We start from the raw sequence: 11,963 nt of genomic DNA on the forward strand, positions 1-11,963 counted from the left end.
CATGAGGTTAGAGGCCGAGGCCTCGTTTGCGGCCAAAACTCCAGTCGATGCCGTCGTCATTGCGAGCGACGCCAGAGACGTGGCGGCCAAGATGCTTTTCCAGGGACGGCGTCCAAGGCACCAGTTGGAACCCGAGGCCATCATCGATCATGGCGAAGCGACCGGAGGCGAGCGTGAAGCGCTGCCGGTAAGAGCCGGTGACGTACTCGCCGCCCCGGGCGCGGTTGAAGGGCCGGCCGGTTTCGGTCGAGAGCTTTTGGCCGAGCGCCTCCAACTCGCGTCGACGCAGCGTGTCGATCAGGTTGCGGGTGAAGCTGATGCGTTGGCCTTGCCGCTCGCCCAGGCCCTGTTCGACAAGATGGTCGGCACGGCGCTGCACCGCGCGCCGCACCTCGGCGCCGAAGCCACCTTCCGAGAGTGCGATCGGTTCGCGAGCGATATTCTGACGGTCAAGCCAGGTTGCGCCGGCGGCGGTAACTTGCTGCTCAATGTCGAGATCGGAACGGACAGCAAGTGCTGCGCGCCCATGTCCCTGCGCGTCATGGAACTTGCGCAGCTCGACGATCGAACCCGGAGCGCTGTCGCCGGCGGCATCGAGGTCGGACAGCTTGATGTGATGTGTGCGGCCGTCGGTGCCATCGACCACGACGTACGCGGTGCCCTTCAGTTCATCGTCGAGACCGCGGTCGATCAGCCGACCCACGATCGGCGTGTCGAAGCGCTCCGCCGCCAGCACATAGTTCGACGCGCCGCGCTCGATGCCCTGCTCTGTCAGGGCGCGATGCATCCGCTTGATGATGTCACCGCGCTCGCCAAGCTCGCGCAGCGTCGCCTCGGCCTTCTCGTCGATCATCCATTGGCCCGGGCCGACCTGTACGGCAAGTCCAAGGGTTTCGAGCTTGCGCACCCGCCCGACCTTCAGCACGAGATACTCGTCGGGCTGGGCGTTCGGGGCGGCGGCAAGGTCGATGACGCCTGTGTCGCGGCCGTCGCGAACAAGCTGCCGGTCAAGCTGGGTCCAGCGCTCGGCTTCGACCTGGCGCTGCAAATTGCGACGGATGTCGAGATCGCTGCGCGGGCCGAGCTCCTGGGTAACGAGATCGGCCGCGCGGGCGCGCATCCCCTCCTTGATGTAGTCGCGCGAGATCACGAGATCCTGCCCGTCATCAGTGTGGCCGCGCAGGATGATGTGAAGGTGCGGGTTGTCGGTGTTCCAGTGATCGACGCCGGCCCAATCGAGCTTCGTGCCGAGGTCCTTTTCCATCTGCCCCATTAGATCGCGGGCGAAGGACTTGAGGTCCGCCATGTCGACGGCATCTTCCGGCGAGACGATGAACCGGAAGTGGTGCCGATCATCGCCGCACCGCTCGGCGAAAGCACCGCCATCCACCTCACCCACCTCCGGCCCGAATAGCTGTGCCTTCTCCCCGTCACGGGTAACGCCCTCGCGGCGCAGATAGGTGAGATGGGCGGCAAGCGGGGCGCCGCGCGCGTGATGGCGCACCAGCCGTGTCTTGATGATCACGGTGCGCGACCGGCTGGTGAGGAGACGATTGGCGCGCACGCTCGCGGTGCGGCCACGCCCGAAGGTCGAGCGATTGCCCGGATTGATCGGGCCGGTGCGTGAGACACGGGCGCCGGCCTTCTGGGCGGCGGCAAGCGCCTGCGCGATGAAGGGCCTGGCCCGCTGGGCGCCCGATGAGCGGATGCGGCCGGGCCGGATTCGAAAACCATCCTCACCGTTCATGTCGAGTATCCGCACATCGTATCAACGCATTGAAATCAGAGCTAAACAAGTGTTTAGGCGAGGTGCGCCAACTCTTCGCGCCTCGTGGAAATGCGGCATAACCTATTGAAACTACACAACCGATCGACGCCGCACCTCGCGGCCTTTTATCTCGCCATCTTCCGGTTGTTCTGCCCACCTTCCGCCTCCACCCACGCCACGGTGCGCTGGACCTTGCGGTTGCGCGAAAACGGCCATAAGCGCTCATGGCTGGATCCCTTCGCCCGCTCGCGCCACGAAGAGGCCCTCGGACAGCGGCACGATGGCGGAGACATCGCGCACGGTGGGTGCAGAGCTCGCGTCATTTGGTGGTCGCTCGGTCGGCACGAGAGCGACAGCTTGGTTGCGATCCTGCTGACCTACGAAGAGCGAGCCGTGCTTCCAGGGAATGGCCTCGACAGACGTGACTGCGAAAGGGCGCATACCCTCGCTTTCACCGATCAAGGGGGCAAGTGCTGCGACATAGGCGCGGGTCTCGGCCGGTAACGCACGCCCGGTGAGGTAGGCTTCATAGCGTGCAGGTCCCGCGTTGTAGGCTGCCAGAAACCCCGGCGAGCCGAAGCGATCGCGCAATTCGCGCAGATACGCCGTTCCTGCCAGGATGTTATCCCGGGGATCGAATGGATCCCGGCCCAGCGACCAGCGAGCGCGCAGATCATCCCATGTGCCGGGCATGATCTGCATCAGGCCGCGGGCGCCGGCGCTGGAGACCGCGCGCACGTCGCCCGCACTCTCCTTGCGCATAATGGCGCGGATCAACGCGGTCGGAACGCCGAAGCGGTGCGAGGCTTCTGCGATGTGCGCGCCGAACGGATCGCGCTGCGACGATCGCGCGACGGCCAAGTCCTGCGCGACTGTCTCCGCCGGCGTGACGGTCGCGACGGAAAGGCCGCAAAGGAGGAAGAGAGCCATGCGGCGGGCAGCGCGAAGCCGCCCCGGCGCACCGCCATGGCTCGTCGACGGACGGCGAGCGCGCATCGTTCACTCCTTCTCGCTGCGGTCGCGCGGTCGCGCCCAGTGCAGCGACCAGGACGTCTTGTCGTCGCCATTGCGAAACAGGTTCGCGCGTAGCGGCTGCGCGAAGGTCGGGTCGTCGAGCTGGATCGAGACGTAGTCTCCGGCCTTTTCGCTGGAGCGTTTCCAGCCGGCACCAATCTCGGGGCCGTCCTCGCTTCCGGCGTGAACGCGGTAGTCAGGCGCATTCTCCGTTTCGCTCGCCTCTGCCGCCACAATGGCGACATCGAGGTTGAGGCTGAGCGTGTGAATGCGCCCGCTATAGCCAGTCTTCTGGCGCGTGAATTCCCCAATCTGTTGCATGTCAGGCTCCTGTTCTAGAGTTGTGCGGTGATGAAGGCTGGCGGCACGACGAGCGCCGCCGGTCGCACGCTCACCGCGTTGGCGCGCGCCATTCGAAGCGGCCGTTGCCGCCCTCGTCTGTCCACAGCGGGACGGCGTGGCCGATGATCTGGGCTGTGGAGATGAGGCCGAAGTAACGGCCGTCGAGGCTGTCGCGGACCTGCTTGTTCATCAGGAAGACTTCGCGGCTCGGGATGCGGCGGCAACCCTGCCAGACAGGCAGGCCACGGCCGGCACGATCACGTTCGAGCGCCACGCCCACCTCGACGCCATCGACGGTGATGGTGAGGTTTGAGCGACAGACAATTTGCCCGGATACGCCAAGGATTCGCTTCAGGAGTGGCACGCCCATCGGCAGATAGCCGCGATCAGCGAGGAACGCCGCGAGTGGCTCGGGCGCGTCGACAGCGACAATATCTGTGACCTCGAAGGGTCCGTCGAAGTCGACCGTGTAGAAGCCGATCGGTGCGCTGGCTGACGCATTCCAGATGAGCTTCGTGGGCATCGAAGTGAGGCCGGGATAACCGACGCCCATGGTTGCGAGAACGCTAGCGAGGATGATCCCGGCGCGCGTCACCGCTCGGTCCTCTTGCGCAGCAGGAACGCGCGATGCTGGTCGAGTGTGTAGCTGCGAGGCGCGTGGCCGGCGGTTATCCGGTTGTGGATGTGCCGCCAATGATCGGGCGACACCAACTCAGGCTCGATGTCGAGGCGCTGGATATCGTCGATCGCCTGAAGCACGCGTTCGACCTTGGGCCAGCTCTCGACCTTCAGAAGGATGTCGCCGCCGGGGCGCACGAAGGGCAGTGTCTGATAGGCTTCGCCACGCGCGACCGCACGCACGATATCGATGCGTGAGATGATCGTTCCGAAGTCGTTCGCCGCCCAGCGCACAAAGGCGAAGGCCGCGCCGGGGCGATAGGAGAGGATGCGCCGGCGACGATCAACGATCTGTTCCTGGGCGTGGGTGCCGAAGCGTATCCAGTTCTCAATTTTCTTCTCTACCCAGGTCAGTTCGACATGGACGAGTTCGTCGCGAGCGTGGTGCGGGGCAGCGATCATCGGGGGCCTCCCGAGCGTGGATCAAGAGGCGGAGTCGGAGGTTCGGAAGCGTTGGTTGCCGTGCTGCTGCCGCCAGAAACCGATGGCGCATTCGAGGTCTTGTCGGTGTCTATGCTGAGTGCGTCGCTGGCTCGCCGTACGAGCCTCTGCACATCGCGCGCGCGCTCTTCAAAGTTAGACTCTGGGTTAGAGTCTAAGTTAAGGGCGCGATTTCGGGTTTGGTTTCCTAGGGTTAGGCCCCGTTTGGGTTCCTGATAGCACGAGCCTGCGGTTCCCGATGGCACGATAGGTCCGGTTCCCGATAGCACGAGGCCGTCCACAGGCTTTCCACAGGAGGCGATCCGCTCGAAGGCGAGCAGCGTCCGGCCGCCAATCTCCACTTCGAGGAAGAGCGTGTAGCCGGGCAGCGGCTGGCGGCGGATGATGTCGCGCAGTTCGAAGGCAAAGCGCTTGTGGGGCGACAGGCTGCCGGATTTCTGGTGAAGGTGACGGAAGTCGAAGCGCCAGCCGTCGCGCTGGCGTCCGCCATGCTTGCGCACCAGCCGATAGAGCCAGCGCTCCAGCCCGCCAGTCAGGTCGAAATAGGCACGATCGATCGTCAGCACGAGCGCGTCATCGAGGACTGCCTGGTAGAACCAGTCGGGGACGATCAACTCGATCCCCGCGGGTTTACCATGGCGATCGATGCGCTCCTGCCACTCGTTGATCCATGAGAACCGGTGACGCCTGCCCTCGGCAGGCTGACGGATGGTCGTCGAGACGGTAGTCGACTGCAGCCGGTCAAGCGCCGCCTTCAGGCGTTGATAGTCGCGCAGGCTCTTGCCGCGGCCGACGAAGGTGAGGATCTCATAGGGCGTGGCGGCCATCAGGCGCGAGGTACGAAGCCCGGTGTCGCGCGCCTCGACGATCTGGCTCGCGGCCCAGATCAGGATGTCGGCGTCCCAGATGGTCGCCATCCCATGATCGGGTACGGCTTCGACCCGGATCGTGACGTTGCCCGCGGCAAAATCGATCGGGGTGATGCGATGGGTCTTGGAAAGGGAGAAGAACGGATAGGCCATGAGATCCTGCGCGTCTCGTGGGGCGAAGTCGCCAGGCAGCGCCCGGAACAGGTCGAGTTGCCCGCGCTCCGAAAGGGATTGGTTTCGCGCCGCCATTTGAAATCCGCGCGCGGTCAGCGTGCGTATCGTCCGCCGTGCGCCGGCGGCGTCGATGTGTGACGCTTGGCCGGCAGGACCGATCCACGCGGGTCGGATGTAGAGGTGACAGCGCCGCGTTCGGCCCAAGCCTGAAGGTCGTCGACGGCATAGACGACACGGCCGCCGAGCTTGCGGTAGGAAGGACCAGTGCCATAGGTACGGTGCTTTTCGAGCGTGCGGGCGGACAGGCTGAGGAAATCCGCGGCTTCCTTGGTGCGCAGGAAGCGCGGCGGCAAAACGGCGATATCGGGTCGCATGGGTCGGACCTCCGTGGGGTTTTGGGCAGCCGCTGGCGTTCAGCGGTGGACGGCGACCAGGGTGGCGGAGAATGGGCTTCGCAAGGGATGGGGAAGTTGAGGGAGGCGAAAATCCCACCCCCTCGTCCGGGGCCAGAACCGCTACGGTCGACGGCGATGACGCAGGATTTGCAAATAGCCGCCGCCGATCATGGCGGTGGCGCCTTCGACGAGACCGATCACCGCATCGCGCAGCGCGGACGTTTTCCAAGGATCGGCGGCGACGCGCTTAAACCCGTAAAGGGCGATCGCAATGTCGCGGTAGCTCGCGCCATTCGAGTGGCCGTCAGCGGCCTGTATCATCAGTCGAAAGCGGCGGCGCTGCTGCGGGGTCATACGCGTGTCCGAAGGTGTGGGGCGCCCCTGCAAGGAACGCCAGAAACGGGTGAGTGCTTCGATCCGTCCCAACGTTTCTGTATCCAAGGGGATCAGCGCCGCCAGGTGGCCGTGCGGATCACTGCCCGGCAAAAGGAGAAGTTGGGTCGCGACACCTGCACTGTGGACGATGTGACGTCCTTCCGGGCTGTCGTGGACCGCCCCCAGACCGGTCAGAGGCGCCGATCGCAACGACGACAGGAATTCCGGCGCCGGCACGAGAGAAACCACAGCTGGATCGCCGTCAGGCGACCACAGAACGTCTTGCGCCAAGGCGGACAAATCCGGCCTGGCCGGGAAATCGCAACCCCCACAGCCGCTGTGTCTCAGAGTGGAAGGGTGCTTTTTCGGCTCTTGTCGTCAGGAGCGCTTGGTAGTGCCGTTGATAGGGTTCGTGACGCCGCAGACACTCCCAGGCGAGCCCTTCGATGGGTAATGTATCGAAATAATCATAGCTGGCATTGTCTCGCCAATGCGATGTATCCGGCCTCATCCAAGAGCTCCTCGCAAGAAACGCGTAGACCCCGCCTCAAAACAATTCCGGGTTGTAGCGATTGGCGGAAGACCCTCGCCGGGCATCGGGTGATGCCGTATCGGCATCACCCGGGAACGACAGGAGCGGGTGCTAGCTGCCGGGTTGACGCAAGAGATGGCGGTAGCCAGCACGCGCCATCCAGCGGGCTCGCGCCAGATGGCTGTCATGGATGCGCCGGGCGCGTTGTGGCTCCTTCGTCAGATCAATGCCGAAGAGAATTTCAACAACTTCGCGCCAGTCCGCGCCGTCGTCGGCGGCGTCAAGAAGGCGCGCATAGAGCTTAACGTGCTCCTGATCGTATTCGGTGAGTTCGTCACCCGTCGGCGCGGTGTCATCAAATGGCTCGATCATCGCTTGCCCTCGTCTTCACAGAGTAAGACTGCATTTTATAGAAACAATTTTGCCAGCGGAGCATGGTCGATGAGCATCACGCGATGCGGTTTCGGCATCGCCTGGACTTGAGTGGGATGAACCGGCCTCCGCGGAAGAAGGCCCCGGCCTTCCGGCCAGGGCCTGCGCGGGGCCTTAATCCCCCCGCCGCGCGTTCGGGCGGGACCAGATGAGCGAGAAGCCCTCACCTTCCTCATCGTCAAAGAGGTTGGCGTAGATCGGGGCGTTGAAGCTCGGATCGTCGAGCTTGAGACCGAGGTAGTCGCGGCCCTCGTTGGAGGTCTTCGACCAGGCGGCGCCGATCTCGGCGCGGCCGACCACCACCCGGTGGCTGGGAGCGTTCTCGCCAGTGGCGCGTGTGTCGGGGATGATGCGCACGTTCTTGGCCTGGACGCTGAGGGTGACGATTTCACCGGTGAACTCGTTCGAGGCGGACTTCTTGAAGGTGCCGATGGTAGCCATTGTAAGTCTCCATTTTCTGTTCCCGAGCCCGCACCATGCGGCCTCGATGGCGATCACTTGGCCGGAGGCGACCGACGACGCATCGCTTGCGACCGAAGCAACGCGGAGGACGGCGCAGGAACGACTTTCTTGTCTCGCGAGGAATGGCGGCGCTCGGGGTCCCCATGCGCTTTCGGCATGGGGTGGGAGCCGGCAGGGGAAGAAAGTCGAGATGCGCCGTTGCGGCTTAGGCGGTTGAGGCTTCAGCCGTCCTTCGGGCAGATCAGCCCATTGAAGAGGCCGTTTGGAGCGCTCCTGGGTCAGATTGGCAACGGAGACTTTGGCGTCCAACGCGCCTCCAGCAGATCGCTACAGGCTTCACTGGCATCGCCCACGCATTCCAGGCGCCGGGAACCCCACGCACCTCCAACGACGCGGCGACCGGTCGCGCTGCCATCCCGCCACCGACTGGTCGGACCTGCCTTGCGGCATCGACCGAACACAAAGTCCAAGATTTCAAACGAAGCCGAGCCGGATTGCCCATTGCTCGATCCTTGGCATGTAGCCCGATTGCCCAACCATCGATGATGACGAGGAGGCTAGGCCTTCATCGGTCTGGTCCACCCGCCTCGCTCGCGCGGGTTTAAGCTCGAACGATCTCCCTACCGGATTGGTCGGCGGCGGCCATGCCCGCGACCCGCAGATATGCCGTGACGCCGACGGCGACCGCACCAATGACCGAAAAGACGACCTGCCAGATTTCCGAAGGCATCATGTGCTTCGCGATGCCATGGGTGGCATGGTAGCCGGCAACGATCGCGGGAGCGACGAAGACCAGCGCGATCGCCAGCTTCGCCCACATTGAGCTGATAACGCCGAGGAGGATTTGGCCGACGCCGAGCGTCAACCCGGCTGCGAGGATGCCGACAAGGATCGCGCCAAGCCAGCCGGCACCGGTGTTGAATGCCCATGTACTTGCGTTGACGCCGACGAACAACGGGAGGGCGACGATAGCAAGCGTGAAGAGCAACCAGCACAAGATGCCGATGGCCGCGATGCAAAGGAGAATGCCGAGGATGATCATGGTGGTGTCTCCGAGAGAATAGCTCAGGCGATTGCGCCTTCCACCACCACCTGGCGCAGTGCACAGCATAGCAAAGGAAAAGCGCGGGCGAAACCCGCCGGTGTTCTTGCATCGCCAGGCGCGATGTCCGCCCCGTCATGGGGCGAACGGGTCGATTTCGCCGATGATGGCGGTGTCGTCGCCGTCATACTCGTTCGCCGGCACGACCGAGAGAGTGCCGTCGCCGGCACGAAAGATGACGATGGTGACCATGAGAGTGGCGGCAAGGCTGAAGGCGAAGGCATGTGCGTCGGCGAAGGACATCGATCCGGCTCCTGTTTGAAGCGGAGGACCCTCCCCCGCTGACAGGCGCCCGATGTGTCCGGCCGATGGCCGCGATCACCGCGAAGGCGAAGCCGGAGCGGCGGCACGCTTCGCGTAGTCCGACCCCTTGCGGGTTGATGGCTTTAGGCCATCGGCTGGACCAAGGATCAGCGCAATGGATTGCGGGGTGCGGTCATCTTCAAGTCAGGAGCAGCGGGCGTTGTTGACGCGACGCTCTTGTTCCAGGAGCGTTTGAGCAAGCTGCCGCGCGATGTGGCGGGCGTCGAGCGAGAAACCTGACGGGCATGATCGCGATGCATCCCGTTGGAAGCCGCCACGCTGAAAATGAGGATGAAGCTGGGCGATGACGCTGTGCAGTTGCGGTGGCAGGCCTAATCCCGCTCTCGCGGCGTAACGAGCCGCCTTGTCGAGATCGTGCCCGATATGGCGGCGGTTCCAGCGATCATCGGTCGCTGTTCTGAGAAGATGCGACTTCAGGAGCAATTCAAGGGCGATGGCGATTGCGTGAAGGGCCGCATTGTTCCTGCCTCGATCCGCCGCCCAGTCAGCGCCATCGAGGTGGGCGGCGGCATTGCGAAAGAAGGTGTCGGCGAGCGCGATGTCCGGCGTGAAGCTTTTGGGAAAGGATACGAGCGACATGGCTTGAAGAATGCCGTGCCTCCCCGGCTATTTATAGGAGGGCGTAGGTTCCGACGGCGCTTACGCGCCGCCGTTTGCGAGCCGATAGACCGGGATGCCGAGCTTGCGGGCCTTATCCGCGAGGTTCTCCTGAATGCCGGTGCCCGGAAAGATGATGACGCCGATCGGCATGACCGCCAACATCTGGTCGTTGCGCCTGAAGGGAGCGGCCTTGGCATGTTTGCTCCAGTCGGGCTTGAAGGCGACCTGCGGCACCTTGCGATGATCGGCCCAGCGGGCGGCGATCTTTTCGGCGCCTTTCGGTGATCCGCCGTGCATCAGCACCATGTCGGGGTGCTTGGCGCGGATTTGGTCGAGCTTGGCCCAGATCAGCTCGTGATCGGCGGTATCGCCGCCGGAGAAGGCGATCTTCGGGCCAGCGGGTAAGATGACCTCGGTTTCCGCGCGCCGCCTGGCCGCGAGGAAGTCGCGGCTATCGATCATTGCGGCGGTGAGATGGTGGTGGTTGACCATCGACCCCGTGCGCGGTCGCCAGGCCGAGCCGGTGTACTGGTCGTAGTGGTCGGCGGCCTGGTCGCGCATGAGCTCGAAGGCGTCGCGCCGTTCGATCATGGTCTGGCCCTGGGCGGTGAGTGTCTCGAGTTCAACCGCCTTGATCTCGGTGCCGTCCTGTTCGCGCTGCAGGCGGCGCTGGGCCTGCTCGTTGTCGTCCAGTTGCCGCTCGATCCGTTGTACAGCTCGGTGGAAGACATTGGTGACGGACCAGAGCAGGTCATCGAGGTCGGGTTCGAGGCGCGTGTCGGCCAGGGTGGCGATGAGGGCGTCAAAGATGTCGGCCACGGCTCCGGCCACGTGGTCGCCACCGGGGAGCGGTCGCGGATCGGGCTCGTCAGCAAATGGGCGCCAGCCATAGAGCTGGAGTTCGGTGAGGATGTGATCGGTCGGAGAAGCGGCGTGGTGCGGTTCACGGTCGTCGTGCTCACTCATGGAGATGCTCCCGTCGGTTTGACCGCGACCCTCGCGGCCTTCATGGCGACGAGAGCCCACTGGCGGGACGGTCCGACACCCGTAGCGAAGCGGAGGGCCGGAGCGCAGCGGAGGATGGCGGCGGCCGGCTATTTTGCCTCGCGATGGAAAGGCGTCGCGCCCAATCGCTGCCATTCGCGAGCAGTCGTGCGCCGCCGGAAAATAGTCGGCCGCCGCCATTGCCTGGCCGGCCAGTTCGTGGGCCCGATCGCCCTCTTGAAGGCCGGGTCGCGGTTCTCTGCCGGCGGGTCACGCATCCATGCGGTGCACCGGCACCGTGCGCCGGGCGTTTCCCTCACGGCTCATGCCGCCTGTGTCAGATAGCGGATGCGATCTTTGCGCATGAGCTGGTCCGCAATCGAGGCCCGGAAGGCGGCAAGTCCGAAATGGCGGAGGTCTTCGTTGAAGTCCTCCGTCTCCGGCGACAGCACGATCGCCTCGATTCCGGCGTCCGTCGCGCGCTCGAGCAGGCTGTCTCGGGCACCGTCACCGGCCGGATCGTTGTCGCGGATGACATAGAGCCGCCGCAGGTTCGGAGGGAACAGGATGGCGGCAAGATGGGCGGCCGAGAGTGCCGCCGCCATCGCCATGTCGGGCAAGGCGCATCTGAGCGATAGCGTCGTCTCGATGCCTTCGCCTGCCGCCATGACGCTGCCGGGTTGGCCGAAGCGGACGGCGTGACCGAGAAGGTCACCCATTGCCCGACGCGGTGTGTCGACGAGTGCCTTACCGGAGCCGTCCGGTGCGAGCCAGGTGCGGTGCGCGCCGGTCAGATGTCCGTCGAGGTTGGTGACGGAGGCGATCATGGCCGGCCAGGTCTCGGTCGGTCCATTATCGTCCGGCCGATAGTAGCAGCGCGGATGAAAGCGAAGCGATCCGGTTCCGTGCAAAGTCGTAATGGCGCGCCCGCGCAGATACGTTTGCGCCAGCGTGCCGATGATTGGCTTCGACATGGCGACAAGCCGCCGTGACGCTTCCGTCGATCCGGTCGGCGCCGGGACGCGTGTTCCCTCCTGGCGGGGCTCTGCCTCGGTATGAGGCATGGCGAGAAAGCTCCGTGCTTCATCGGCGACGTCCTTGAAGTCGACCAGACGGAGGGATTCACGGATGACGTCGATCAGGTCGCCGTGCTCGCCCGTCGCGGCGTCGGTCCACTTGCCGGGTGGCCCCTTTGGGGAATCCCTGAGCCGGACAAACATGGAGCGGCCCGTTGCGTTGCGGACATCGCCGACCGTCCAATAATTGCCCTGGCGACGGCCATTGGACAGATACTGGCGGCACACCGCCTCGGCATGTTCGCCGAGACGATGTGCCAGTTCGGATGCATCGCGACGCGGCATCATGCAGCCTCCCGCTCACTGACCCGCTCGATCGGGAAGCGGTCGAGCACGCGCTCCAGCACGGCGAGCCCGTTGGCGTCGATCGGCACGAACATCCTGAGCTTCCACGA

16 protein-coding genes are annotated in these 11,963 nt (G+C 64.6%); all 16 read right to left on the minus strand.

The window, feature by feature from the left end; all coding sequences use genetic code 11:
• Positions 1-7 precede the first annotated feature (7 nt).
• The 16 genes from FJ967_RS21990 to FJ967_RS22065 all read right to left on the minus strand — a co-directional run bounded on the left by FJ967_RS21990 (position 8) and on the right by FJ967_RS22065 (position 11,853).
• Positions 8-1,747, minus strand: a complete 1,740-nt coding sequence (locus FJ967_RS21990) for a VirD2 family relaxase/mobilization nuclease (RefSeq protein ID WP_140733901.1) — start codon at positions 1,745-1,747, stop codon at positions 8-10.
• 243 nt (positions 1,748-1,990) lie between these two features.
• Positions 1,991-2,764, minus strand: a complete 774-nt coding sequence (locus FJ967_RS21995; RefSeq protein ID WP_140733902.1) for a lytic transglycosylase domain-containing protein — start codon at positions 2,762-2,764, stop codon at positions 1,991-1,993.
• A 3-nt stretch (positions 2,765-2,767) separates the two neighbouring features.
• On the minus strand, positions 2,768-3,103 hold the full coding sequence (locus FJ967_RS22000) for a DUF736 domain-containing protein (protein WP_140733903.1): 336 nt from the start codon (positions 3,101-3,103) through the stop codon (positions 2,768-2,770).
• A gap of 70 nt (positions 3,104-3,173) precedes the next feature.
• Positions 3,174-3,719, minus strand: coding sequence for a S26 family signal peptidase (locus FJ967_RS22005; protein WP_140733904.1), 546 nt, complete (start codon positions 3,717-3,719; stop codon positions 3,174-3,176).
• Positions 3,716-4,204 carry a DUF2840 domain-containing protein gene (locus tag FJ967_RS22010; RefSeq protein ID WP_140733905.1) on the minus strand — a complete coding sequence of 163 codons (489 nt, stop codon included), beginning with the start codon at positions 4,202-4,204 and terminating at the stop codon, positions 3,716-3,718. The genes FJ967_RS22005 and FJ967_RS22010 overlap by 4 nt, the downstream gene beginning before the upstream one ends.
• Positions 4,201-5,361, minus strand: a complete 1,161-nt coding sequence (locus FJ967_RS22015; protein ID WP_140733906.1) for a replication initiator protein A — start codon at positions 5,359-5,361, stop codon at positions 4,201-4,203. The genes FJ967_RS22010 and FJ967_RS22015 overlap by 4 nt, the downstream gene beginning before the upstream one ends.
• A gap of 17 nt (positions 5,362-5,378) precedes the next feature.
• Positions 5,379-5,660: a helix-turn-helix domain-containing protein gene (locus FJ967_RS22020; protein WP_008877975.1), complete on the minus strand. Its 282-nt coding sequence runs from the start codon at positions 5,658-5,660 to the stop codon at positions 5,379-5,381.
• Positions 5,661-5,801: 141 nt separating this feature from the next.
• Positions 5,802-6,347: a DUF2285 domain-containing protein gene (locus FJ967_RS22025; protein ID WP_246675347.1), complete on the minus strand. Its 546-nt coding sequence runs from the start codon at positions 6,345-6,347 to the stop codon at positions 5,802-5,804.
• Complete coding sequence (locus tag FJ967_RS33775) at positions 6,319-6,567, minus strand: DUF6499 domain-containing protein (protein WP_140733908.1); 249 nt, start codon at positions 6,565-6,567, stop codon at positions 6,319-6,321. The genes FJ967_RS22025 and FJ967_RS33775 overlap by 29 nt, the downstream gene beginning before the upstream one ends.
• Before the next feature lie 132 nt (positions 6,568-6,699).
• On the minus strand, positions 6,700-6,960 hold the full coding sequence (locus FJ967_RS22035) for a DUF2285 domain-containing protein (RefSeq protein WP_140733909.1): 261 nt from the start codon (positions 6,958-6,960) through the stop codon (positions 6,700-6,702).
• Between the two features lie 174 nt (positions 6,961-7,134).
• The gene (locus FJ967_RS22040; RefSeq protein ID WP_140733910.1) at positions 7,135-7,461 is read right to left on the minus strand and encodes a DUF736 domain-containing protein; all 327 of its coding nucleotides are present in this window, start codon (positions 7,459-7,461) and stop codon (positions 7,135-7,137) included.
• Positions 7,462-8,083: 622 nt separating this feature from the next.
• Complete coding sequence (locus FJ967_RS22050) at positions 8,084-8,524, minus strand: hypothetical protein (protein WP_140733912.1); 441 nt, start codon at positions 8,522-8,524, stop codon at positions 8,084-8,086.
• A gap of 135 nt (positions 8,525-8,659) precedes the next feature.
• Positions 8,660-8,827: a hypothetical protein gene (locus FJ967_RS33470; RefSeq protein ID WP_008877981.1), complete on the minus strand. Its 168-nt coding sequence runs from the start codon at positions 8,825-8,827 to the stop codon at positions 8,660-8,662.
• Between the two features lie 204 nt (positions 8,828-9,031).
• On the minus strand, positions 9,032-9,487 hold the full coding sequence (locus FJ967_RS22055) for a hypothetical protein (RefSeq protein WP_140733913.1): 456 nt from the start codon (positions 9,485-9,487) through the stop codon (positions 9,032-9,034).
• A gap of 60 nt (positions 9,488-9,547) precedes the next feature.
• Complete coding sequence (locus FJ967_RS22060) at positions 9,548-10,474, minus strand: DUF2493 domain-containing protein (protein WP_140733929.1); 927 nt, start codon at positions 10,472-10,474, stop codon at positions 9,548-9,550.
• Between the two features lie 341 nt (positions 10,475-10,815).
• A complete protein-coding gene (locus FJ967_RS22065; protein ID WP_140733930.1) occupies positions 10,816-11,853 on the minus strand; it encodes a toprim domain-containing protein in 1,038 nt (345 codons plus the stop codon).
• Positions 11,854-11,963: the final 110 nt, after the last annotated feature.

Source organism: Mesorhizobium sp. B2-3-4, from assembly GCF_006442315.1.
In the GTDB taxonomy this organism is placed as follows: Bacteria; Pseudomonadota; Alphaproteobacteria; order Rhizobiales; family Rhizobiaceae; genus Mesorhizobium.